Origin of the sequence: Peijinzhouia sedimentorum (genome assembly GCF_049340005.1) — a bacterium.
Lineage (GTDB): Bacteria > Bacteroidota > Bacteroidia > Cytophagales > Cyclobacteriaceae > CAXBDP01.
In genome coordinates, this window is record NZ_JBMPIY010000010.1 from 40,207 (window position 1) to 65,854 (window position 25,648).

Here is a 25,648-nt window from a genome sequence, read left to right on the forward strand (position 1 = left end):
AGGAAGTGAACACATTTTTATATTTGCTGAAAATTGAACCAAATAGATTTATTTATGGGTATCACTTTGTACATAGTACATTTGTCTTTAGATTAACAAGAATTTAAATCCATTTTTTAATTGGAAAAACGAAGCATTATTTATTCGTCTTGTTGGAAAGCATTGCTTTTATTGTGTTTTGTTTTCCCATTTTCAGGCTTTGCGCAGTTAACCACACCCAAATACTCTAATGAGTTTATGAATTTGGGAGTTGGTGCGAGAGCGCTCGGTATGGGCAATGCGCAAGTTGCTGCCACAGATAATGTAATGGCCGGATATTGGAATCCTGCCGGACTTACGCGGATTACCGAAAAGTACCAAGCAGGACTTATGCACGCTTCCTATTTCGCAGGCATGGCCAATTATGATTACCTAGCTTTCACTTTACCCACCGATTCTCTTGGGCGTTTAGCCATATCAGCTATTCGCTTTGCAGTTGATGATATTCCTGATACCAGATTTCTTTACGATGCAGACGGTAGGCTCAATTATGATAATATTCGATTTTTCTCAGCTGCCGATTATGGTTTTATTGTTTCTTATGCGCGAGTAATTCCCAAATTGGATGGATTGAGACTTGGAGCCAACATGAAGGTAATTCATCGCAATGTTGGTGAGTTTGCTCATGCATGGGGTGTAGGCTTAGATGCTGGCGCGCAATACGAAAATGGAGCTTGGCAATTTGGCTTAATGCTGAGAGATATCACAGGTACATTCAACGCTTGGGTACATGAAGCCTCAATGGTGGAGGAGATTTACCAAAGCACAGGAAACACCCTCCCGCAAAATGGAATTGAAGTGACCGTACCAAGAGCAATACTTAGCGGAGGTCGGAATTTTCCCATCAACGAGCAATTCAAGTTACTCGCTATGCTCGACCTCTCCATGACTTTCGATGGACAGCGAAATGTTTTGCTAGGGAGTAATTTCACCTCTATCGACCCGTCGTTTGGTTTGGAATTGGGCTTCCAGGATATGCTCTATTTGCGAACGGGATTGAATAATTTTCAAAAAGTACAAGGCTTGCGAAATGCCGAAGTCATGACTATGCAGCCAAACTTTGGTCTAGGTCTCAAGCTTAGCAAATTCCATATCGACTACGCCATGACCGATATCGGCGATGTTTCCGACACACCATATTCTCATATTTTCTCACTTATGCTTTCCTTCTGATGAAAATACTGAATACGATATTGAAAAAGAGCTTATGGTTAATCGCCGGATTGGTAATTTGGACAGGGCTTAGTGTTAATGCGCAAGTTGGCAATGAGTGGATCAATTACGATCAAAGCTATCTAAAAGTAAAAACTGCAGAAGATGGAATTTACCGTCTTACCTATCAGCAATTGATTGCTGCGGGCTTTCCTGTTAATTCTATCGATCCAAGGAAAATTCAGTTGTTTCATAGAGGTATAGAGCAAGCTATAGAAATTACTGGTCAAGCAGATGGGAGCTTTAATACAGGCGACTTGCTTTATTTCTATGGAAAGAAAAATGATGGAACCTTAGATGCTGAATTGTATCGACCACGAGAAGCGCAGCCACATCAATATCACAATATCTATTCAGATACTACTGCATATTTCCTCACTTACAGATTAGATGCAGGCCAAGGTAAGCGCATGGTTCGCGAAACAGCGGGAGGGAATATAGCTACAATGAGTCAGCAAGCGGTTACCAAAGCTGAAGCTTTCAGACTTGAAGTAGGAGCTTTTTATGCGGGGCTATCCTACACGCAAGGTGCTGTTACCAATATTTTCATGTCATGGTTCGATTATGGTGGGGCATTTATGGGTACTCAAATTCGCAGGGGGCAGAGCCGAGATCATGCAATTACAAACCTAACAGGTCGAAATACCTCAGGCCCAAATCCTACATTGGAGTTGATGCTTATTGGTCGAAATATAGGGCCGCATAGAAGTCAAATACTTGTAGGACCAAATGCCGCTAATCTTCGTTCATTGGGTTTTCTTGAATTTGAGGATCATAATGCCATCAAAGGGAATTTCGAACTCAATTGGTCGGATATTGGCGAGAATGGGCAAATGGTCGTGAGAGTGTCCTCTGTTGGAGTAGCTGGGGTTTCTAATGATTTTCATTGCCCTGCATATTTCCTTATCGAATATCCCAAAACATTCGATGGAGCAGGTAGCGAAAAAATAATTACTTCACCACAAGCAACAGGAAATGCCAAAATAGCTTTGCCAAATTCAACGGGCTTATTTGAAGTGTTGGATATTACAGATACCAATAATATTCGAATTTTAAGAAAGGCCTCTAGTGGCACAAATACAGAAGTGGCAGTGCTCCAGGCTGGAACAGAAAAGACTTTGTGGAAAGCAGCAACAGCTGATATAAAAATGCCTGTTTTGGAGAAAGTGAGTTTTAGCGAATTCAATCCTGCCGATTACAATTACTATATAGTTTCTCATTATCTATTGATGCAAGCGGGAGGAAGTTATTCCAATCCTGTAGCGGCTTATCGTGATTATCGTGCTTCTGCTCAAGGAGGTGGTTTCGATGCATTGGCAGTTGAGATCAACGACATCTACAATCAATTTTCTTACGGTGAAGCTACTGCCACAGGTTTGTTGCGCTTTACCAAATACATTTATGATAGTGGACGAGAACCTTCAATGTTTTTGGTTGGTAAACCTGTGAATCCAAGACTTTCGCCTTACCGCAATCCTAACCCAAATGAAAATAATAGAGACTTTGTGCCAACTGCTGGCGAACCTCTGTCAGACAATCTCTTCTCTTTAGGCTTAGGCGATAATCCGCTATTACCTTATGTGCCAACCGGGCGCTTGAATGCCCGAAACTCAGAGCAAGTAGCCAATTACCTTGACAAGGTGATTGAGCATGAAGCGAGGCCATTTGATGATTTGGATCGCAAGAAAATGCTACACCTTAGTGGAGGAGCAAATACGGTAGAGCTCAATGCTTTTAGATCATTTTTAAATTCCTTTAAAACAATTGCAGAAGGGCCTTTATTGGGAGCGGATGTTACAACCGTTGGCAAGCGAACCACAAGTACGGTGGAGCTAATCAATATTTCTCAAGAAGTAAATGAGGGAGTTGCTCTAATTACGTTTTTCGGCCATAGTGGTGCGGACGTGGCCGATATTGATATTGGCTTTGCTTCTATCGATGGTTTCGGTTATCGAAATAAGGGAAAATATCCAATCCTCCTGGTAAATGGTTGTGATGCTGGAAATTATAGTACGACTACAAAAACCTTTGGTGAAGATTGGATGACTACCAAAGATAGAGGTGCAATAGGTTTTATTGCTCATAGTCACGTAGGGATTACCGGTCAGCTTCGTAGGTTTACAGAGTTTTTTTATCGTACTGCACTTACAGATTCTGCTTATATCAATCAGCCGATTGGTAAAGTTTTTTACGAAGCTTTCAGACAACAACTTGAAGGACGCACCGAAAATCTTGGTGATGTAGCTCATTTGCAACAAACCAACTTTCAGGGAGACCCGGGTATAAGGCTTTTTGCAGCGCCAAAAGCGGATTATGCTGTAGCTTCTGAGGATTTATATGTAGAGGCTTTCGATGGCAGAAACGTGCGCATTGAATTGGATTCCTTTAGACTTGCTATACCAGTTAAGAATTTTGGTTTGGCTACATTATCAACATTGGAAATAGATGTTAGAAGAACATTGCCGGATGGAAGAGTGGTAAACCAATCGACAAGTGTGTTTGAAAATATTTTTAATCAAGATACGCTTTATGTAAGCATAATTAGGGAGGATTTAGAACCTGCCGGCATCAATACTATTCAAGTAAGGCTCGATCCCGATAATAAGTTGGATGAATTGAGAAAGGATAATAATATAGCCAGTTTCCAGTTCAATATCTCCATTTCGGGTACTGCCAATATCTTTCCTGGCAATTTCTCTATCCAAAATAAGACTAACCTAGAATTAATTACGCTAGCAAATGATCTATTGGAAGGTGAACGTGAATTCTTGATGGAACTCGATACCACCCGCTTTTTCAATAGCCCTGCAACTCGCCGGATAAGTCAGTTTGGAGATGGAATTAGCAAATGGCAAGTAGATCTCACAAATCTTCTTCCCAACCAAGACACCGCCGTATTCTATTGGAGAAGTAAATACGGGCAGGCATTAGCAAATGAGGATACTGCTTGGACAGTAAGTTCATTTACTTACATCAATAATGGGCCAAAAGGCTGGGCGCAAGCCCATCAGATGCAGTTGGAGGAAAATCTAACGGCTGGATTGGAGCCAAACTATCCTGACGGAAGATGGGAATTCCAAAGTAGCCGCAATGAGTTGTTTGTAAGAACTTATGGCGCCAATCATCCAAACTTCAACAATACCAATATCGAAGTGCTATTGAATGATTTTCAATTTATTATCAATGCGAGCTATGGGGCTTGCCGAAATAATACCTTGAATGCAATCGCCTTCGATCAGTATTCGTCGGTTCCGTATAGAGTGCTGTCATACAATCAGTTCGAAGTGCTCGACCCCGCTTCATGTGGGCGTGTGCCGCAGGTAATTAACAATATGACCCAAGCTGATATTACAGGAAGTCGTAGAATGTTGGAAACCTATGTGAGCAGGGTGAAAGAAGGTGATGTAGTAGTAATTTATAGTGCAGGTTTGGTGCAATACCAATCATGGACAGAAGCTACTTATCAGGCATTTGCAGAAATTGGTTTGGATCCCGAAAGCATAAAAGCCCTGCAAAATGGCGAGCCGATGATTGTGTATGGAGTGAAAGGAGCAGCTACTGGAACAGCTACTTTTGTAAAAGCTGAAGCGGGAGGAAATGCTTCAGAGCAGGAGATAATCATTGAACAAACTATTACAGGCAGATTTGGGTCCGGTAGATTCAAAACCGGTAATATTGGCCCGGCGGTATCATGGGGTAGGTTCACCAGAAACATTCAAGCGAATTCAGCTTTGGAACAAAGACAATTCAATATTTATGGAATCACTCCATTGCAGGGTGAAGAGTTGCTCTTTTCAAATGTGCAAGGTAGTAGTCTCAATTTAAGTAATATACCAGCCAATATCTACCCTTATATGAGGATGGAATTGATTTTGGAAAATGAAGAAACCTTCTCTCCGGCGCAGTTGAAAAATTGGATAATCAGCTATGATGAATTGGCTGAGGGAGTACTTTACAGTCTCCAGCCAACTTCAGAAAACTCGGTAGTGCAAGGAGCTGTTTTCAGATCGGAATTTGAGTTTTTCAATATCTCATCTGGCACTTTTTCAGACTCGCTCTTGGTGAAATATGAAATTACCAACCACGAAACAAGCCTCAAGAAAGCAGGTGAGTTTTTAGTGGATGCGCCAAATGCTGGTGAAGGGATTACTATCGAATTGCCAATTTCAACTGTCGATATGGTAGGGGTGAATGATTTGGTGATTTCTGTCAACGACAATCTACTTCCAGAGCAAGACTATTTGAACAACAGTTTGACATTAAACAACTTCTTGAATGTGAGTTCGGATGGGGTGGCACCTGTAGTAGATGTTGCTTTTGATGGAGCGTATATTATGGACGGTGAGATCGTTTCCTCCCGCCCTACCATCAGTGTGGAATTGAGGGATGATAATGCATTTTTACTCAAAACCGATACTACCGGAATGGTCATTTCTCTGAAGAGTCCTTGCGCAGCGTGTGTATTTCAAACGATTCCTTTTTCTAGCCCAAAAGTACAGTGGTTTGCCGCTACAGAAACGAGTCCATTTAGAGTAGAGCTGAAGCCGGAACTATTAGAAGATGGTATTTATTCATTGCGTGTGCAAGCAGCCGATGCGGCTGGAAATGCCGCTGGGTTTGAGCCTTATTCTATCAGTTTCGAAGTGTCGAATGCTTCTGAAATTACTAATTTCTATCCTTATCCAAATCCATTTTCTACCAGTACACGATTCGTATTCACACTTACAGGATCCGAAATACCGGATGATATTCGCATACAAGTGATGACCATTTCAGGTAAAGTGGTACGGGAAATTGGAATGGAGGAAATTGGTAATGTACGGATTGGAAATAATCTCACAGAATTCGCATGGGATGGTACTGATCAATTTGGCGATAGGCTCGCAAATGGTGTGTATTTCTACAGAGTTTTAGTGCAAAAAGCGGGAGGAACCATGGCTACAAGAGCTTCTGCGGGCGATCAAGGCTTCAAAAATGGATTTGGTAAACTTTATATTTTGAGATAGTCATCTTATGTTTTTCATGTTTATACTTGTTTACGTTTAAGAAATACTTAAATTCGACAATGTAATATGTTAATTACTGTGTTCTGTTAACCTCCTCATTGTATGAAAAGCCTATTTTCTAACTATGCTGCCATTATAGAGCATCGAAATCTTAGCTATTTCCGAGATACTAGTGACCAAGCACTTGTCTATAGAGATTTGGACAGGATGAATTCCGAAATACTTAATAATTTCAAATCTGAACGAGAAAATATAAAAATGATAAGTGAGCGAAGGGAATATGTAAAAGCCAAGCTTTTGGATGTAGACTATTTGACAAATAGAGTAAATCAAGCCCCATCTGAAGTTCGCGATTCAATAAGCAAAAGTCTCAAGGCTTTGTATTTAACCTTGTCGCATCAAGCCTAATGACCTGACCATTCAGTTTCAATTCCTCGGTTACATAATGTAGAATGAAGTAGAATTCAAATCCTACAAACAAAAATTTCCATATAATTTAAGGCTGAATCAGACTAGCCACCGTAAGCCCAATACTAAGGGAGGAGGTAGCAGCAGGGGAGGGCGCATTGCATACATTCACTACTCCAGGTTCTTGCAAGATCATAAAATCATCAATAAGACCGTCCTTTCTATGGCAAGCTTGCGCGCGAACTCCTGCCTCGCCATGCACCAAGTCATTTGCTTGGAGTTCGGGAATTAACCTCTGTAGCGCTTTGGTAAATGCTGCTTTGGAATAGGATCGATAAAACTCGCCAAAGCCAGTTTGCCAATATTTAGCAGCGATTTTCTGAAAGCCCGGCCACATCAACGCTTCGCCTAATTCCTTTAAATTGATGTCCGATTTGGTATAGCCTTCTCTAGCAAATGCCAACACGGCATTTGGTCCCGCCTCAACACCACCGCCCATCATTCGGGTGAAATGCACGCCCAAAAATGGAAAAGCAGGGTCAGGTACTGGATAGATCAGGTTTTTGACCAAATACTCTTTTTCTGGCTTTAGCTCATAATATTCACCTCGAAAGGGAAGGATTTTAACATCGAGTTTGGGAACGGTGAATTTGGCTACCTTATCAGAATACAGTCCTGCGCAATTGATAATTTGCTTGGTAAGATAAGCCCGCTTGTCGGTAATAACTTCCATCAATCCATCGACGCGCTTGATGTCAATTACTTTCTCTCCAAGATGTAGCTCAGCACCAAAGCGTGTTTGGAGGATTTCTGCAATTTTCTCGGATACGGCTTTGTAATCCACAATACCTGTATACGGCACCCAAAGTCCGGCAATACCCGTGCAATGAGGCTCGATTTCCTTTATTTCTTCAGGCCCAATCCACTTATTATTTACAAGGCCATTGGCGATACCACGCTCATGCAAATCTTTGAGTCTTGGAATTTCATCTTCGCGAGTGGCTACCACTATTTTGCCACAGAGGTCGAATGGAATGTTTTCCTGTTCACAAAACTCCACAAGCAATTTGTATCCGAGGAGGCAGTTTTGGGCTTTCAAACTACTAGGCTTGTAGTAAAGTCCAGAATGGATTACACCGCTATTATGCCCGGTTTGGTGGGCTGCGACTTTATTTTCCTTTTCAATAATGGTAAGGCTAAGAGAGGGATTTTTGCGCAACAATTGTAATGCGGTGGCCAAGCCCACAATACCTCCACCTATTATTATGATATCTTTGGAATTACTCATTGCTGATTCAAATTTGTGCTTTGGCTTGTTGGAAGCGAATTAGATCCCTTTACCTCCCGCCTTTTTTGGATTTAATTTTCGAGAGAAATTTTCACCCATACCATTCTATGGTCCGAGCTGGCTTCTCTATTCTCCATCATTTCGTATAGTGGTTCTCCAGACGCTGGCCAGAAAACGCCATAATCAATTACATTCAAATCTACAGATGGTAATACATAATCCGCTCTCATTCTCCACAGTGCCGTGTGATATTTACCTGTCGGAATATCCGGACTGTGCAGCTCGCCACCTTTGCTCGATGGAGTGAATTTGTTATTTACTTTGGGATGATTCAATAGACTGCTAATGCCTTCGATTAAGGCATTTCCTCCATCTGGAGAGGCATTCAAATCGCCCATAATCACGAATGATTTATCACCCAATGCACCTTTTTGCTTTTTATCATCATAAATGTAAGAGCCATTATTCGCATCAATATAATCAGTCCAAAATCTGATTTCATCATGGTTTCTTTTGCCATTGCGATCTTCCTCACCATCGAAGGAGGGAGGTGTAGGATGGCTGGCTAAAACATGGATCGTTTTGTCGCCAACTTGGACCGGTACATCCCAATGCGATTTGGATGAAAGCCTGAATTCCTGCCAAGCCGCCGGACTATACCAAGGGCTGCCATCTGCATTGGTGGTTTGGAGGGCATTGGACATATCCATCCATTTGAAAAGCTGGAATGTGCGAATATTGGCCACATCAATGGGATATTTTGAAAGTAGTACCATCCCATAATGACCAGGGTAGCGACCATAGCCGAATGCATCATTTCCAGAGCCTTCGAATTTGCCATCACCATTTAAGTCGAAAGGAGTTTCTATTCCTGTATTTGAAGTAGAATAGTAATAATATGGATAGCTAATCGCTTGGGCACTGTCTTGAGGCACTTCCAGATAAGCTTTGATAAATTGCTCAACGCCTTGTGCAGGGTCTTCTATGTAATCAAACTCATTAAGCAGAAGTACATCAGGCCTCACCGTTTGGATAATCTTCGCGATGTTTTTGATATGTAGGCTATTGCCAGATGCAAGTTCATCAATTAATATCTGAGCCGATACGCTATCGGCATAGCGTCCTAGGTAATTTTCGGACTCCATACTTACATTGTAAGTGGCAAAAGTGAGATTCATAGGCTCTTGCTCAGTGGGTGGATTGCTGCACTGAATGTGTAATATGGCTAGGCAAAACAGAGAAATCGATACAAGTATAGGACGCATAATTCCAAGAGATTTGAAGGCCAAAATTAATAGAATAAAAATGAATTGTAGGAAGTTATAACTAATGCTTTTAGGAATTAGATGAAATATTAAAAGTATTGTAATTTGATGGCTTCGCTAATATTAAATGGAGATATTACCACCAATCTTCACGCTAAACCAATCCTCTTATTGGAGGATATTCTTATTTCAAAGTTTCCTTTTTTGCCGATCAATACGTTGAATTTAAGAAAAATAGGATGAGCAAATTTGTGAAATGGATTACCAAAGAGAGGGTCGAAATTGATGAAATAGAGATTTTTGATCCTACAAAGGAATTAAAGGTTTTGCTTGCTTATTCACTAATTTTTATTGGTTTGGTTTGGACATTCGCATTGGTTCAGAAAGCTTATCCTTTGCCCATTCTAAATGCAGCGAGCTTCACCGATGATGTTTGGTATTTATTATTCAGCAAGTTTATTTTTCTCCTGATTGTACCAATGCTACTTTGGAAGTATTTAGGATACAGCATCAAATCTTTGTTCCGGTTCAAGTCTTCAAAATTGACCACACTTAGATATATTCTCATTTCATTAGCATTTGGAATTTTCTTGAATCAATCTCATTTGCCAAAGATTTTCATTGAGTTAAAGCAAATTGATGAGACGCAAGTATTGAGTTTGGTTTTGGCTTTAATCATTCCATTTTTCACTGCGGCATTACCTGAGGAATTATTTTATAGAGTAATGCTTCAAACAAGAATCGAAAAGAAGTTTGGATGGCTAATCAGCATCTTGCTTTCCAGCGTATTATTCGCATTGTTTCATTTCCCCTCTCGCTATGTACTTGCTTCCGGAGTTGAAGGTTTAGCTGGAGATTTTACATCTGTTATGGTAGGCACCATATTGCCAAGTTTTATATTAGGTTTGGTTTTCGGCTTTCTCTGGAATCGCTACAGAAATATTTACTTATTGCTGGCTCTTCATTATGGGATTGATGTATTGCCTTCTATTTCGTCTCACCTGGGCATCTCATTTTAATTCTTATTGATCAGTAACTTATAAGCTTCGAAATTTTTTTTACTATTCTATCTCTCCCAAAAATTATTTAGCTTAGGCTTGATTTTATAAAGCCTAAAATAACCAACCATGAACTCTACAGTAAGAAATATCTTAGCGGTAATTATTGGCCTCGTAGTAGGCAGCGGATTCAACGGAGCCATTATTAGCGTAGGTGGAAATATCATCCCTCCACCAGCAGGATCTGATACATCCACGATGGAAGGCTTGCAAGCAGCCATGGAATTTTTTGAGCTACAGCATTTTTTATTTCCATTCTTGGCTCATGCTATAGGTACTTTTGCAGGCGCATTAGTAGCAGGAGTTGTGGCAAGTAGCCATCAAATGATCATGTCACTGATTATTGGAGGATTTTTTCTAATGGGAGGCATCTACATGGTTGCGGTATTGCCGTCTCCTCTGTGGTTTACGCTTGTCGATTTATTGATCGCCTATATTCCGATGAGCTACCTAGCGGGTCGTCTGGCGACTAAAAATAGGGTTGCTTAATAAGTTCCTCTAAATTTTAACCAGTTGATCTTCCGTTAGTACAGGTTTTTTAGATTCACATCAATTATTGCAGATAATTATTTCCCAAAATTTGGATTGCAATGTTTTCCTATCTTACTTTGAAAAAAAAAGTACTTTCAAATGAAAGAAGAACGGGACTACATTCGGGACATTTCAGAAATACGCACCATGATGGAGCGTTCTTCCAAGTTTGTGTCCCTCTCTGGCTGGGCAGGTATCATGGCGGGTATTTATGCCTTGCTTGGAGCTTACTTTGCTTCGGCTACATTTGGTTTTAATATTGGCGAAATTACTTCCAGTCCTAACAGTATTCCTGATAATTTCCAGCAGATAATGTTATTGGGTTTGGGTGTTTTGGCATTGGCTATTTGCACGGCAATTTTATTTTCAATAAAGAAAGCGAAGCAAAAAGGGGAGAAGCTTTGGAACGCCACTGCCAAGAGGGTAGTAGTGAATATGGCAGTTCCTTTAATGGCGGGAGGGTTACTAGTTCTTATCTTAATTTCTCAAGGATTGATTTCCCTCATTGCTCCGGTTACGCTTCTGTTTTACGGTATGGCATTGTTCAATGCAGGTAAATTCACTTACGACGAAGTGAAGACCATGGGACTAGTTCAAATCGCATTGGGATTAGTAGCAGCCTATTTCACAGCTTATGGACTGGTAATTTGGGCCTTTGGTTTTGGCGTGGTGCATATTGTTTATGGCATTTATATGCATTTCAAATACGAGCGGTGAAGATATCAATCGATGGTTTACACAAGGCATTCGAAAGCAGAATCAGGTTGGGCATTATGTCCGCCCTAGCTGTTAACGATACCTTCGATTTCAACTCACTCAAGGAGTTTCTAGACGTCACAGATGGCAATCTGGCCAGCCACCTCAAGGGACTGGAAAAGGAAGCGTTTATTGGAGTGCAAAAGACCTTCGTGGGCAGAAAACCAAACACGCAGTATTTCATGACTAAAGAAGGCAGAAAAGCTTTCGAAGAACATTTAACGGCATTGGAAAACTTAATTAAAACCCAAAAATAGAAGCTAAAAAAATTTGTCCATAAACTTTGTAATACAAAGTACTTTTGAAATATTTAAACCACAAAATCAATTTATCATGACACAGCTTAATCAAACTCAAAATCAGCAAATTCATTCTCGTCCAGCGAGTGTGCGTATGCTCCAAGGCGCCGGTATCGCCCTATTTCTAATAGTGCTGTTCCTTTCGGGAGTCAATAACTCGGATCCATCTTGGGGGAAATATTGGATGATAAAACCACTTTTAGTCGTTCCAATGATGGGTGCAATGGGAGGTCTTTTCTATTACTACATGGATCACTTTCGCCAGATGGATGGCTGGATCAAAATCGCAGCTTATCTCATCAGTATAATTGGCTACTTTGTTGCTGTTTGGATGGGTAGTGTATTAGGATTGAACGGCACTCTTTGGAATTAAACAAATTATCCTCCCGCTAAAAAATATTGCTTTTTACCATTAGCATTTACCACCATGAAAACCGAAATACAATCCAATCTAAATAATCCGAGTGCGCTCGAGAAGTTGTATCGCAGCAATAAGTCCCAATTCAAAAAGGACTTCAACTCCATTTACCCATCAGTCCAAGGCGATGTAATAGCCGAAGCTTGGAACGAAAGACTCAATTTCGAAAATGATGAAACTAATTGGGGCAGCAAATTCGAATTAAGCTTTATCCTTATCGCTGGACTTATTGCCGGCAGCATCGCCAAAATTCCTTCTTGGTTTCCAATTAGCGAAGATTTTTTCTATCCCAGAAATATGGGCTTTATCTTCTTGCCCTTGATTGCAGCCTATTTCGCATGGAAAAATAATTTGTCTAGCAAGCGGGTATTGCTGCTTGCTTTGGTGACACTCGCTTCACTTACCTACATCAATTTACTCCCAGAAAACAACGAAAGCGATACATTTATCCTCGCCTGCATTCATTTGCCTTTGGTTTTGTGGGTTGTTATGGGATTAGCTTTTGTAGGTGAAAAATTGGGAGATTTGGGTCGCAGACTAGATTTCCTAAAATTCAATGGAGATTTGATAGTGATGACCACCCTTATTCTAATAGCGGGAGGAATTTTGTCTGGACTTACCATTGGCCTTTTTTCGCTGATTGGTATTGAAATTACGGAATGGTATATGGAAAACGTGGGTGTTTATGGACTTGCCGCCGCACCAATTATTGGCACTTTTCTCACGCAAACCAATCCGCAATTAGTAGGCAAAGTGTCGCCGGTTATTGCCCGAATTTTCAGTCCACTTGTGTTGGTGATGCTAGTGATTTATTTGATCGCTATTATCTCTTCAGGGAAGAATCCATACAACGACCGTGAGTTCTTAATGATATTCAATGCCATGCTTATTGGTGTAATGGCCATTATATTCTTTGCACTAGCAGAAGGCTCAAATTCCTCCAAAACCAAGGCAGAAGTTTGGGTGCTCTTCCTGCTTTCTTCAGTGACTATTTTGGTAAATGGAATTGCACTTTCTGCGATTGTTTTCAGAATTATTGAAATGGGCATCACACCAAACAGACTAGCTGTATTTGGTGCTAATATTCTGATTTTAAGCAATCTGCTTTTGATTGCTACGAAACTTTACAAGGTGATCACCAACAAAGCCGACATCCACACAGTAGGCAACACCATCGCCAGATATATTCCACTTTACTTTATTTGGTTGCTGATTGTCACCTTTTTGTTTCCGTTGGTTTTTGGGTTTACTTAAGTAAATAAAGCGAAATAAAATCGCCACAAATACATCGACATTTAATCGATTTTGGAAGAGTGAATTTTTAAAAATTCACTCTTTCTTTTTCACTATTGTTCAAGTCCTTTTGCAATAGTTCAGAAACAGTTTAGAATTATCACATTATATTTATAATTTGGATTCGGTTTTTAAATCCTAAGAATGTCGCCCGAACCAAATCAAAATCCAGGATAAGTTGGAAGAGTCTTAACCCATGCATCAAGTACCGCAATCTGTATGGAGTAAAATTCATAAGAAAATTGGCCTTAGATCTCAAATGGCCAAAAAGCTCGTTGAGGCAGATGATCTAGATGAGGCTATGGATAAATTGTATCAAGAGTTGAAAGAGACCTTTGAACATAATGCACTTTCAGTATTTTTAAGTTTTGGGTTTCTTTACTTGGAGGATGAAGCTATTACAAAATACATTGAAAAATATAAGGATTATGGATTAAGAAATGCCTTGCCAGAAATATTATCACAGCAAGAAATATGGACTTTAGTAGAAATGGAAAGAATGATAAGTTTAAATAATCTCGAAAAACAACAGCTTGAGCTACTTTTATATCGAGCTTTAGGAACAATAGAAGAAATTAGATGATAACAGGAGACTTAAAATCACAAGTAGATAAAATTTGGAACTCCTTCTGGACGGGAGGTGTGGCTAATCCTCTCACTGTCATCGAGCAGCTTACTTACCTCATATTTATCCGAAGGATAGATGAAATGGAAACGCTCGAAGAGAAGAAGGCCAATCAAATGGGTATTGACAAGCAGTTAGAGTTTTTTACAGCAGATCAGCAAAACTTTCGCTGGAGTCGATTCAAAGACAAGGATCCTGAAACCATGTATGCCCTTTTCACTCGTCCCGATGCCAATGGCTTGACGGTGTTCGAACACATGAAGCAAATGGACAAGAAAGCGGGTGCTTTTGCGGAATTTATGAAAGGAGCCACCTTTATGATTCCTACTCCACGCTTGCTGGATCAGGTGGTGCAAATGATTGATAAAATCAATATGCAGGATCGAGACACTAAAGGAGACCTGTATGAGTATTTGCTTTCGAAGATTTCTACAGCAGGTACCAACGGGCAGTTCCGCACGCCAAGGCATATCATCCGAATGATGGTAGATATGATGCAGCCACAGCGGGAGGATATTATTTGTGATCCTTCGGCTGGTACAGCAGGTTTTTTGGTGTCTTCTGCCGAGTATTTATATGAAAATCATCAAGACTGGTTTCTCGATGCAAAGTTCCGAAAGCACTTCCATAATCAGATGTTTGCAGGGATAGAATTTGATGCGACCATGCTTCGAATCGGTGCAATGAACTTGCAACTACATGGCATCGAAAGTCCAAAGCTTATTGGTAAAGATTCGCTGAGTGAATCCAATGAAGATCAAACCAATTTGTATTCCTTGATTTTGGCCAATCCACCGTTTAAGGGAAGTCTTGATTATGATGTGGTGGAAAGCTCCTTGCTTAGCATTGCCAAGACCAAAAAGACGGAGCTTCTATTTATTTCTCTGATTTTACGAATGCTGAAAGTGGGCGGACGTGCAGCCGTGATTGTGCCAGACGGCGTACTCTTTGGCTCATCTAATGCGCATAAAGAAATACGCAGAACCTTAATCGAGAACCAAAAGCTGGATGCCATTATCTCCATGCCTTCTGGAGTATTTAAGCCTTATGCGGGAGTAAGTACAGCGGTGCTGATTTTTACCAAAACCAATAGTGGAGGTACTGATCAGGTTTGGTTTTACGATATGCAAGCCGATGGCTTTAGTTTGGATGATAAACGAACTCCTTTACTCAATAAAAATGAAACGGTAGAAGAAGAAATAGAAAATGCACTAGGAATGGGGATAGCAGCGGAGGAGCGAGTGCCCTATGGTAAAAAATCTTCTGAAGAATCACATGCAAAAAATAATATTCCTGACATCCAAAACCGCTGGCAAAACCGAGACAAGGAAGCTGACCGGGCACGTACGGAACAAAGCTTTTTAGTGCCCAAAGCCGAGATAGCTGAAAACGACTATGATCTAAGCATCAACCGCTACAAGGAGATTGTTTATGAGGAGGTGGAGTATGAGAAGCCTGAAGAAATTATAAAGAGGATTGAAGAATTGGACATGGAAAGAAACCAATCTTTAAGAGCCTTGAAGGAATTGCTGTTATGAAGACCCTGTTAGGTAATCATATTAAACTTTTCGGAGGAGGTACCCCTAGTAAAGAGGTTGATGCCTATTGGAGTGGAAACATTCCTTGGGCTAGCGTAAAGGATTTAAGGGAAGGGAATTTAGTATTCCCTACAGATAGAATTTCTGAAGATGGTGTAAAGTATAGTGCTACAAGAGTAGTACCTAAAGGAAGCCTTATCATTGCTACAAGAATGGCTGTAGGTAAAGTAGCTTTTGCTTCTGTTGATATGGCTATAAATCAAGATTTAAAGGTAATAGAAGTTCAAGAAGAGCTAGATAGAAAATTCCTTTTTTATTTCTTAAAAGCAAATAATGCCTATTTTCAAGAAGTGTCATCTGGTGCAACAGTTAAAGGAATCAAGATTGAACATATAAATAGATTAGAGCTTAATCTCCCGCCACTATCCACCCAAAAGAAAATAGCGGCCATCTTGGATGCAGCTGATGCCCACCGCCAAAAAACCAAGCAACTCCTCACCAAATACGATCAACTTGCCCAAAGCATCTTTTTGGAGATGTTTGGGGATCCTGTGACGAATCCGAAGGGGTGGGAGGTTGGAATTATTGCTGATGTTGTTTCTGAAGTCAAATATGGCACAAGTTCCAAAGCGGAAGATAATGGAAATTTGGAGTATTTAAGGATGAATAATATCACGTATAATGGTGATATGAATTATTCAAATTTAAAATATATTAGCCTTGAGGATAATGAATTGGATAAATATACAACTCAAAAGTTTGATCTCCTTTTTAATCGAACTAATAGTAAAGAATTAGTAGGTAAAACAGGGATAATTTTGGATGATAAAATTCGTGCAATAGCCGGTTATTTGATACGTGTCAGATTGAATAGTAAAGCAAACCCTTTCTACGTTTGGTCTCACCTAAATTCAAAATGGTCCAAACTCACACTAGAGAATATGTGCAAAAATATAGTAGGTATGGCTAACATCAATGCTAAGGAACTTCAAAAGATTAAAATACTGATTCCGCCTAAACCCGTACAGGATTCATATCAACAAAAAATTCAATCGATTTTAAATCAAAAAGGTAAGGTAAACAAATCTTTGAATTGGTCTGAGGATCTTTTCAATCACCTTTTGCAGAAAGCTTTTAAAGGCAACTTGGTGAAATAAAATCAAAAAATGGAAACAAAAAAAGCACAATCTACAACAGCTACCAATTGGAAATCTATTGGCTTCGATAGATTCCTACGAAAGTAGTATTTTTAGGTAAATGAGCAACTTCCAGTTTATATCAACCGAATTTCCAGAGATAGCAGACCGTGCTAGGAAGGCTGAAGCTTTCGCTTTGACCAGCCCGGTGGAGTCTTGCTTTAATGCAAGAGCTGCACTGGAATTGGGTGTAAACTGGATGTATGAGAATGATGCTGACTTAGAATGGCCTTTCGATAAAAAGCTGGCCAGTTTGATGCATGAAGCAGATTTCAAAGAAATATTCGATTCCTATGGTAATTTGTATCGAGAGCTTCATCTAATCAGAAGAATTGGTAATAATGCCGTCCACAATCAGCGGGTCAAGCCAGAAGACTCGGTTCACTTGATACAGTGTCTTTTCCGCTTTGCTGCTTTTTTGGTGGCCGCCTATGGAGAGGAGGAAGTACGAATTCCTGACTTCAATGATCAATTAATTCCAACAGGAGATGAATTAAAAAAGTCGAAAAAAGAGATTGATCTTTTAAGGGAAAAGCTGGAAAAGCTGGAGTTGGAGAATGAGCAAAGGAGAATTGCCTTAGAAGAAAAAGAAGATGCCAATGACTTGTTGCGCATCAGTAATGAAAAGCATCAAGAGCAGATAAAAGAGCAAAGAAAGGCTCGAGAATTTGAGCTTATTCCAAATGCTTTACCCAAAGCACCTTCCGAGGCCTTCACTCGGAAATTATATATAGACTCTGCTCTAAAAGATGCAGGCTGGACAAAGCTGCGAGCAGGCTATGAATTGGAGTTTGAGGTAAGCGGTATGCCTTTGGTTACCAATCCTTCGGGTACTGGATATGTCGATTATGTGCTCTGGAGTGATAATGGATTGCCATTGGCTGTGGTGGAGGCAAAAAAGACTGCTGTGAATCCTAGCAAGGGTAGGCACCAAGCTTCGCTCTATGCGGACTGTCTGGAAAAGAAATTCAAGCAACGTCCATTGATTTATTACACCAATGGATTCGACTTTTTCCTTTGGGATGACCTGTTTGCGCCAGATCGGAAGGTGAGTGGGTTCATGACCAAAGATCAGCTAGAACTTGCGATTAGGAGAAGAAGAGATCGCAAGGATCTACGAGATTTCAAAGTAAACCTTGCCATCACTGGTAGGCCATATCAGACAGAAGCGATACAGCGAGTTGCTGAAAATTTATCGGTTATAAAAGATGGTAAGCTCAAGCAACGCCATCGAAAAAGTCTGCTAATCATGGCAACCGGAAGTGGTAAAACCCGGACTTCTGGTTCGATTGTAGATATGATGGTGAAATGTAACTGGGCTAAGCGAATACTATTTTTGGCAGATAGGAATGCCCTAGTAACTCAAGCTAAAAATGCTTTTACAGAGCATCTTCCTGATCTTACGAGTATAGATTTGACAAAGGAAAAAGAAAATGATTCCACTCGTTTGGTTTTTTCTACCTACCCCACCATGATGAATCAGATCGATCGAGCTAGAAATGGTGATGGCCGATTTTATGGAATAGGACATTTTGATTTGATTATAATTGATGAGGCTCATCGCTCAGTTTATCAAAAGTACCGAGCTATTTTTCAATATTTTGATGCCTATATTTTAGGCTTGACAGCCACACCAAAGAAAGATGTGGATCATAATACCTATGAGCTTTTCGACATAGAAGACGATAACCCAACCTTTGCTTATGAATTGGAGCAGGCTGTAAAGGATGGCTTTTTGGTTCCACCAAGGGCAATTAGTGTTCCGTTGAAATTTATGCGGGAGGGTATTAAATATTCCGATTTGTCTGAGAAAGAGAAGTTGGAATATGAAGAGAAGTTTGGTGACCCAAGCAATGAAGAAGCAGAGGCAGGCATAGACAAAAGCCAGTTGTACAAATGGCTATTCAATTCTGATACAGTAGACCAGGTCTTGAATCATTTGATGACTTCAGGAATCAAAGTAGATGGAGGTGACAAAATTGGTAAAACCATCATTTTTGCCAAGAATCATAAACATGCTGTTTATATAGAAGAGCGATTCAATAAGAATTATCCTGAATATTCGGGGAAGTTTTGCAGAGTCATCGACAATCAGACAGAAAAAGCACAGGATATTTTAGAGCGGTTTGTTCTGGACAAGGAGGAGAAGGAGCCGCAAATCGCCATCTCTGTAGACATGATGGATACAGGTGTAGATGCGCCAAGGGTGGTGAATTTGGTGTTCTTCAAGCCTGTGAGGTCTGTGGTGAAGTTCTGGCAAATGATTGGCCGAGGGACTCGATTAAGACCGAATTTATTTGGTCAGGATAAGCATAAAGACAGCTTTTTGATATTTGACTACTGTGAAAATTTCGAATTCTTTGACGAAAATCCAGAAGAAAGCAAAGGAAGCCTTGGACTTTCTTTGACCCAGCAAGCTTTTCAATTGAGACTGGACTTGGTGCAAGTTCTACGTCAATCAACTAGTAAAGAAGAGAATGAATTTGTAGAGGAATTAATAAGCTTGCTTCATAGCCAAGTTGCTTCACTCAATCAGGATAGGTTTGTAGTTAGAAATCATCTTGAGTTTGTGGTAAAATACAAGCAAAAAGATCAATGGGCTGATTTGGGGCCATCTAAGCTCCAAGAAATTTCAACACATATAATCCCACTCATTTTGTCCGAAGACAATGATGATGTGTCTGCCAGAAGATTTGATGTCCTGATGTTGAACTACCAACTGGCATTGAAAGGTGGAAGAATCACAAGCAGGTATGAAAACAGAATCAATTCTGCTTGTATGGTGCTTGAAAGAAAGGGAAATATTCCTGTAGTGGAAGCTAGAATGCCCATGATAAAGAAAGTACTGGGAGGGTTCTTACAGCATGCCAATGTGGTAAACCTTGAAGAAGTTCGAGATTCGCTTCGTGAAGTCATGCAGTTTTTGGATGCCATAGATCAGCCGATTGTTGAAACACATTTTCGGGACTACTTGGATCTTTCCAAAGTGGACGAGAAAAACCTTTTGAAAGCAGCCCCTTTAGAGCCTTACCGAAGTAGAGTAGAACGTTATTTGAATGAGCATAAGAATCATTTAGTTATAAGTAAGATTAAAACCAATCAACCTATTACAGAAGCGGAATTGGCGCAACTCCAAGAAATCTTCTTTAATGCAGAGGAAGTAGGCTCTAAAGATGAATTCGAAAAAGAAGGTAAGGGAAAGTCACTTGGTTTATTTATTAGAGAATTGATTGGTTTGGATCGAGAAGCAGTTCAATCGGCTTTTGCAGAGTTTATCCAAGCTCAAAATTTAAATGCAGAACAGATCAAATTTGTGGATTTGATCATTGGATATCTCACTCAAAATGGAGTAATCGACAAACGTGCCCTGTTTGAATCACCATTTAAAGATTTGAATGATAGCGGGCCTTTTGGGCTTTTTGATGATGCCCAAGTCACTAAGATCATTAGCATCCTTGATAGGATTAATGGGAATGTTGATATTGGGTGAACTACATGTTGAAGTCAAATAATTGTGAATTATAGATGGATGCCTTATTGGAAAGATGGTAATGGCTTTGGATGGTTTTAGAGGGATTATTATTGTATTGGAAAGTAAAGCAGTTAAATAATGCAAAAGGTAGCCTTTGTTTTAAAAATGCGGAGGAACTTCATTTAACTCGGGCTTATGAAAATAATTGAGTTTCTATATTACTTCTCTAACTCACATTGGATAGGAATAATCACGACCTTAGTTTCTGTGATTGCCTTTGCTGTAGCATTTATAGCAATGTACTATACCAGAGAAAGTTATATCCTCAAAAAGGGAGCGAATTTTAGAGGAACTGTTGTTGTTTCAGCTGACTATAAGAGTAGTCAGCCATATATTTCGCAGTATATAATTGAGAATCTCAAGGATAGATCTATTGCCATTTATGGTGTTTTTCTAAAGATTGGTAGAGGGTCCTTTTTAGAGCTAGAAAATTTTAATGATAAGCCATTTATATTAAAGGGATTTGAAAGTCATATTTCAAATTTGGGAATAGTTTATCGATACCTGTCTGGTCAAAATGTAATAGACTTGAGGGAGATATTAATTAAAGGTAAGTATAATTTGATCCTTTCTACTTCTGAGGGAAAATACACAATTGAAGCAAAAACAGAAAAGTGGGATCCTCATAAAGAGATTTGGAAAAATATATATACTGATATTTTGATTGCTGATAGATATAGTGATAACGGTATTCAGTTTGGCGATAAAACCAAGTACATAGTTAAAGTAAATTATTCTTCAGGTAAAAAAGATGTGTGGCCAGTTTTGAAGATAAAGGCTAATACCCAGCTTGCAGCTCCAATAAAACTTACGGAGAAAGCGGTATCAAGCAAAAGTAATTTAGAAATTTATTTGAGAGAAGTTTATAAATCTACTGATATTGAATCAATTAATGTAATTGATTTTGATGAATTTGTGAAAAATCACGAATTGCTACCTATACGTGAGAAAGTGAAATTTAAACCAAATTCATTTTTTGAATACGAAATTAGAGGTCGATTTTTTAGCAAAAAAATACTAGATGATAGGCTTAATAGATTTCTTACCTATTATAGGACTAAGAAGAAGTGAGGCAGATAAAATAATTGGGAATTATGAGAATATATAGTCATATTAACGATTATTTATAAACTAAATGAACATGTTATGAGATTTTTCAAGTACCTAAGTCCCCATGATAATATTGAATATTATCTAAATCCCTCTGAGGCATATGAAATTTACTTTGATGATAAACGCGAAGAAATAGTTTTTCTATTTAATTCTAGAGGATCATTTAATTGTGATTACGGAACTTCTAAATCACTTAACTCTTCCAGATATGATGAGTATACCAAAGCCAAAAAGCGATTGGTTGAAATTATTACAGAGTAGCATTCCAATTAGCAAAATATTTTTCCGCTCTGTGGGATGTTTGTGAGTGTAGGAAGGGATGAAAAAAGTAGTCAAAACCAATCTCGATATCTTTTGGCTAAAAGATAAAAGCCTCGCCGACTTAGATAACCTCCTAGATCCCGACGAACTCGCACTAGAAATTCTAGAAGATGTTGAGGCGGCTTTGGGTGGCTTTAGAGGGATTATTAAGACGCTCTAAATATCACTTAAATACCTAATTGATACCTAGAAATTAAATAGCTCAAGGCTACTTAAAAAATTAAATTCTATACCAACAAGCCTATTTCAAAATGTCACCGCATGAACCATAGGTAAGGGAAAATATGTTACATAATTTGAAGTTTGATTTAAAATGTCTTGATTTGTAACACAATTGTAAATCCTTTGAAACACACAGCCCATGGATCAAAATCAAATTATAGGATTGAACCTCAGGAGGTATAGGGAAAGTCTAAATCTAACACAAGATATGTTGGCTAGTTATTTAGGCATTAATCGCGAGGAAGTTAGTTATTTTGAGACAGGCAAAAGAATCATGCCTAGCGCCTTATTGAATAAGGCTGCAAAACTTTTCGGAATTGATGAATATGATTTTTATGATTCAGATGAAGCAGCTGATGTTAAGATTGCACTTGCTTTTAGAGCTGAAACCCTCAGTCCTGAGGATCTTCATCATATAGCTGATTTCAGGAAAATTGTTCTCAATTATTTAGGAATGAAAAAATTCGGACGTAATGAATCAGCTCATTCTTGAAAAAAAGGCAAATGATTTTAGGAACCGTTCTGGCTTCGGGAGTAATGATAGCATCAGACTTAAAAGCTTATTATATAAGCTGGATGTACTAACAGTTTTTAAGCCATTGAGTGCAGGCTTTTCAGGGATGGCTTTAAAAATTGATAAAGAAGGTGAGGTAAAACGCTTTATACTAATTAATAGCAATAAAACTTTAGGGCATCAGCATTTTACGATCTGTCATGAGCTTTATCACTTGTTCATACAAGATAACTTCCAATCAATGGTGTGTATGGCAGGAGAATTCTCTCGCAAAGATAAAGAAGAGTACAATGCGGATGTTTTTGCCGCCCATCTATTGTTACCAGAGAATGGAATAAAATCATTAATCCCTGATAATGAATTGGGTAAAGATAAGATAGGTCTAGGGACAGTGATTAAAATTGAGCAGTATTTCTCCTGCTCTAGAGCTGCGCTATTGTACAGACTGAAAGAACTTGGAATAATATCTTCCAAAAAATGGGATGAATTTAGCATTCATGTAAAAAGAAGTGCTATCAAATTTGGGTACTCCACAGTGATTTATGAAGATGGTAATCATCATGAAGTGATAGGTGACTACGGTAGTATAGCGAGAGATCTTTTTGATAGAGAGCTAATATCTGAGAGCCATTATTATTCTTTACTGCTGGATTTAGGTATGAATAGTAATGAATTAGAAAAACTAGAGAATGGGGAAGATTGATAAGATTATACTTATTGATGCTGATGTGGTTTCTCATTTTATAAACGGGAGAGCAATCTTTCAGCTCCCGAGTATATTTCCCTACAAAATTAAAGTGCTTGATAAAGTTTATTCAGAGCTGTGTAGATTCCCTAAAAAGAAAGTAGAGGTAGATAACCTAATCGAATTCAAGTTGCTGGAAATACTGCCTTTTCCTGATGAAAATGAAATGATCAGAAAGGAATATTTTCATATCAAGAAGATGATGTTTAAAGGTGATGGAGAGTCTGCATGTCTAGCAGTAGTTCGATATTCCAAGGATATATTAGCTAGTAGCAACTTAAAGGATATCGCTAGTTACTGTAAAATGCATTCCATTGAATATTTAACTACAATGGATTTTCTATGTGAAGCATTGAAAAAAGGAGTAATGAATGAAGCTGATTGTAACTCATTTATATCCAAGGTAAAAGCCGCTGGAAGTAAATTGCCAGTCAGTAAAATTTCGGATTACAAGTGTAAATAATCGAAAAAAATATGTATTCGGCTAGAATTGAGGCAATGTGTAAATGGAAATAGATGCATTGCTTCCCAAACCATTCTAAACCAAAAAAGGCTCACATTTCTGCGAGCCTTCTTGCTTTTAAGTACCCAGGGCCGGGGTCGAACCGGCACGACATTGCTGTCATTGGTGTTTGAGACCAACGCGTCTACCAATTCCGCCACCTGGGCATGTACTATTCAAAAACTGGGGTTGGTGTATTAGACCAACGCGCCTGCCTGCCGTCAGGTAGGTCTACCAATTCCGCCACCTGGGCATACTATTCGTCCAGAGCCTTCTGCTTTGGGCTTGCAATATTAGGATAAGATTAAATAATACACAAACGTATTTTTCGTAATCCTAACTTAATTTACTTCTAAAAATCTTTTCATGGAGAATGCCAGCGGTTTATCGCTAAATTTCTTTTTGGTTTCTGTCCAAACCTCACGAAATAAATCGCTGTTTCTGTAATTTTCTAAGTCAGATTCGTCATCCCACATGGAGTAAGTAGTCAATATGTGGTTATGCTGTGCGTCTTTCAGTAATTCCAAATGGCTACAACCCGGAAAATGTCTAATCTTATGCTTGGTCAAATCGAAGAGGTGGAGAAACTCACTTACCTCTTCTTCTTGAAAAGTCATTCGTACAATCCTTAAGATCATTAATCTTATTCGTTTTTGTTCAAGTTTTCGTTTTCTATTTCTTCTTCGCTTTCGGGTTCTTCTGATTCACTAGCTTCAAATCTATAGCTAATGGCCATTTCTTGCTCTTCAAATGCCTGATCCATTTCTTCATCCATTTCCTCATCATTTGGGCTCAGAACCATTTCAGGCTCAGCATCGTCGCTTGCAGAATCAATAGCATTTTCATCCTCCCGCTCCACCGATTCCGTGGCCGAAGTTATACTAAAATAATCAGGAGCTTCTTCCACTTGTATAAAAGTGACCGTGATATTGCTATCATAATAAAGCCCAAGGAGTTCCGATGCATTTCCATTATTAATGCCCACTTCCATCAAACCCAGATCATTGAAAATCACAAAGCAATCACCAGGCTCAGCATGGCTATAGCTATCTAATATTTTGTGGACTCTTTCTCTGCCAAAGGTGATATAAAATTCATTTTGCCCTCTAAGAGAAAGAAAAAGCTCTTTTTCCAAATTCGTGATAAGATTACCATAATGATCTACTCTTATCACATTGCCTACCATTTGTTTTTTAGTAGCTTTCACTTGGCGAGGCAACATGCGTTTGAAATTTTGAGTTGGATTACCCAGATCATAAATACTCGCGCCGCTAGCCAATCGAGCAGCAGCAGCAGCAAAAACATCCTTTGCCGGGAAAGTCGTTTTCTTATTGGCGGGGAGGTTGATTCGGATAATGGCAGCAGGTTCATTATCGCTTATCAAGCTGAAAAGACCGTTGTTTACACCCAGAAAATAATGCTCATTTAATTTTAGCGCTAAGAATTCATCTTCCTTGGTATTTACTGAATCTACACCTACCAAATGGACGGTGCCTTTAGGGAAATCATTATATATTGATTTTAGAACAAAGGCACCATGTGCAATGTTGAAGTGTTCAATATTATGACTGATGTCTATTATTCGCAGCCCGGGGTTCACACTCAGTATTTTAGCCTTCACAGCAGCAACATAATGGTCGGAATTTCCGAAATCAGACATAAAAGTGATCAATGCCATATTTGTATAGTTTTTAATCCTTATTTTTGGGTTTCAGCAAAATAAGCATTTTAATTCCTTATTTAAAACATACATCATAATAGTCCATC

General features: G+C 39.2%; 22 protein-coding genes and 1 tRNA gene. 18 read left to right on the forward strand and 5 right to left on the reverse strand.

Translation table 11 applies throughout. The annotated features are described in order from the left end of the window. The first annotated feature begins 162 nt into the window (after positions 1-162). From ACOXY8_RS13070 to ACOXY8_RS13080, 3 genes are all read left to right on the forward strand, one after another. The gene (locus ACOXY8_RS13070) at positions 163-1,212 is read left to right on the forward strand and encodes a putative type IX sorting system protein PorV2 (protein WP_458332119.1); all 1,050 of its coding nucleotides are present in this window, start codon (positions 163-165) and stop codon (positions 1,210-1,212) included. Continuing rightward, positions 1,212-6,257 carry a putative type IX secretion system sortase PorU2 gene (gene porU2 / locus ACOXY8_RS13075; protein WP_458332049.1) on the forward strand — a complete coding sequence of 1,682 codons (5,046 nt, stop codon included), beginning with the start codon at positions 1,212-1,214 and terminating at the stop codon, positions 6,255-6,257. The genes ACOXY8_RS13070 and porU2 overlap by 1 nt, the downstream gene beginning before the upstream one ends. 102 nt (positions 6,258-6,359) lie before the next feature. Then, positions 6,360-6,665 (forward strand): hypothetical protein, encoded by a 306-nt coding sequence (locus ACOXY8_RS13080; RefSeq protein ID WP_458332050.1) that lies wholly within the window; start codon positions 6,360-6,362, stop codon positions 6,663-6,665. 88 nt (positions 6,666-6,753) lie between these two features. Here the strand turns inward: ACOXY8_RS13080 and lhgO are convergent, their stop codons facing one another. Together lhgO and ACOXY8_RS13090 are read right to left on the reverse strand one after the other, a co-directional pair. Then, on the reverse strand, positions 6,754-7,953 hold the full coding sequence (gene lhgO / locus ACOXY8_RS13085; protein ID WP_458332051.1) for an L-2-hydroxyglutarate oxidase: 1,200 nt from the start codon (positions 7,951-7,953) through the stop codon (positions 6,754-6,756). Between the two features lie 71 nt (positions 7,954-8,024). After that, positions 8,025-9,218 carry an endonuclease/exonuclease/phosphatase family protein gene (locus tag ACOXY8_RS13090; protein ID WP_458332052.1) on the reverse strand — a complete coding sequence of 398 codons (1,194 nt, stop codon included), beginning with the start codon at positions 9,216-9,218 and terminating at the stop codon, positions 8,025-8,027. Between the two features lie 239 nt (positions 9,219-9,457). Between ACOXY8_RS13090 and ACOXY8_RS13095 the strand changes: the two genes are divergently transcribed. The 15 genes from ACOXY8_RS13095 (at position 9,458) to ACOXY8_RS13165 (ending at position 23,842) form a co-directional block, all read left to right on the forward strand. Next, positions 9,458-10,237 carry a CPBP family intramembrane glutamic endopeptidase gene (locus tag ACOXY8_RS13095; protein WP_458332053.1) on the forward strand — a complete coding sequence of 260 codons (780 nt, stop codon included), beginning with the start codon at positions 9,458-9,460 and terminating at the stop codon, positions 10,235-10,237. A gap of 108 nt (positions 10,238-10,345) precedes the next feature. Continuing rightward, a complete protein-coding gene (locus ACOXY8_RS13100; protein WP_458332054.1) occupies positions 10,346-10,765 on the forward strand; it encodes a hypothetical protein in 420 nt (139 codons plus the stop codon). Between the two features lie 141 nt (positions 10,766-10,906). Beyond that, positions 10,907-11,524, forward strand: coding sequence for a hypothetical protein (locus tag ACOXY8_RS13105; RefSeq protein WP_458332055.1), 618 nt, complete (start codon positions 10,907-10,909; stop codon positions 11,522-11,524). Next, positions 11,521-11,820, forward strand: a complete 300-nt coding sequence (locus ACOXY8_RS13110; protein ID WP_458332056.1) for a winged helix-turn-helix domain-containing protein — start codon at positions 11,521-11,523, stop codon at positions 11,818-11,820. Before ACOXY8_RS13105 ends, ACOXY8_RS13110 begins: the two co-directional genes overlap by 4 nt. Positions 11,821-11,896: 76 nt before the next feature. Then, positions 11,897-12,235, forward strand: coding sequence for a potassium transporter KefB (locus ACOXY8_RS13115; protein ID WP_458332057.1), 339 nt, complete (start codon positions 11,897-11,899; stop codon positions 12,233-12,235). A 54-nt stretch (positions 12,236-12,289) separates the two neighbouring features. Then, a complete protein-coding gene (locus ACOXY8_RS13120; RefSeq protein ID WP_458332058.1) occupies positions 12,290-13,534 on the forward strand; it encodes a hypothetical protein in 1,245 nt (414 codons plus the stop codon). Between the two features lie 298 nt (positions 13,535-13,832). Next, positions 13,833-14,156, forward strand: coding sequence for a hypothetical protein (locus tag ACOXY8_RS13125; RefSeq protein ID WP_458332059.1), 324 nt, complete (start codon positions 13,833-13,835; stop codon positions 14,154-14,156). Further along, positions 14,153-15,736, forward strand: a complete 1,584-nt coding sequence (locus ACOXY8_RS13130) for a type I restriction-modification system subunit M (RefSeq protein WP_458332060.1) — start codon at positions 14,153-14,155, stop codon at positions 15,734-15,736. The genes ACOXY8_RS13125 and ACOXY8_RS13130 overlap by 4 nt, the downstream gene beginning before the upstream one ends. Continuing rightward, entirely contained in the window at positions 15,733-16,893 is a 1,161-nt protein-coding gene (locus tag ACOXY8_RS13135; protein WP_458332061.1) for a restriction endonuclease subunit S, read from the forward strand. Before ACOXY8_RS13130 ends, ACOXY8_RS13135 begins: the two co-directional genes overlap by 4 nt. Before the next feature lie 100 nt (positions 16,894-16,993). Next, entirely contained in the window at positions 16,994-20,422 is a 3,429-nt protein-coding gene (locus ACOXY8_RS13140; protein WP_458332062.1) for a DEAD/DEAH box helicase family protein, read from the forward strand. A gap of 177 nt (positions 20,423-20,599) precedes the next feature. Next, the gene (locus ACOXY8_RS13145; protein ID WP_458332063.1) at positions 20,600-21,535 is read left to right on the forward strand and encodes a hypothetical protein; all 936 of its coding nucleotides are present in this window, start codon (positions 20,600-20,602) and stop codon (positions 21,533-21,535) included. Positions 21,536-21,896: 361 nt separating this feature from the next. Beyond that, the gene (locus ACOXY8_RS13150) at positions 21,897-22,058 is read left to right on the forward strand and encodes a hypothetical protein (protein ID WP_458332064.1); all 162 of its coding nucleotides are present in this window, start codon (positions 21,897-21,899) and stop codon (positions 22,056-22,058) included. 201 nt (positions 22,059-22,259) lie between these two features. Next, positions 22,260-22,613 (forward strand): helix-turn-helix transcriptional regulator, encoded by a 354-nt coding sequence (locus ACOXY8_RS13155; RefSeq protein ID WP_458332065.1) that lies wholly within the window; start codon positions 22,260-22,262, stop codon positions 22,611-22,613. Beyond that, entirely contained in the window at positions 22,594-23,337 is a 744-nt protein-coding gene (locus tag ACOXY8_RS13160) for an ImmA/IrrE family metallo-endopeptidase (protein ID WP_458332066.1), read from the forward strand. The genes ACOXY8_RS13155 and ACOXY8_RS13160 overlap by 20 nt, the downstream gene beginning before the upstream one ends. Next, positions 23,324-23,842, forward strand: coding sequence for a hypothetical protein (locus ACOXY8_RS13165; protein WP_458332067.1), 519 nt, complete (start codon positions 23,324-23,326; stop codon positions 23,840-23,842). Before ACOXY8_RS13160 ends, ACOXY8_RS13165 begins: the two co-directional genes overlap by 14 nt. A 122-nt stretch (positions 23,843-23,964) precedes the next feature. On the opposite strand, the gene ACOXY8_RS13170 is transcribed toward ACOXY8_RS13165, so the two are convergent. The 3 genes from ACOXY8_RS13170 to ACOXY8_RS13180 form a co-directional block, all read right to left on the reverse strand. Continuing rightward, positions 23,965-24,048: transfer RNA gene (locus tag ACOXY8_RS13170), tRNA-Leu, on the reverse strand. Between the two features lie 174 nt (positions 24,049-24,222). After that, the gene (locus tag ACOXY8_RS13175) at positions 24,223-24,519 is read right to left on the reverse strand and encodes a putative quinol monooxygenase (RefSeq protein WP_458332068.1); all 297 of its coding nucleotides are present in this window, start codon (positions 24,517-24,519) and stop codon (positions 24,223-24,225) included. A gap of 5 nt (positions 24,520-24,524) precedes the next feature. Beyond that, positions 24,525-25,559 (reverse strand): SAM hydrolase/SAM-dependent halogenase family protein, encoded by a 1,035-nt coding sequence (locus ACOXY8_RS13180; protein WP_458332069.1) that lies wholly within the window; start codon positions 25,557-25,559, stop codon positions 24,525-24,527. Between the last annotated feature and the right edge of the window lie 89 nt (positions 25,560-25,648).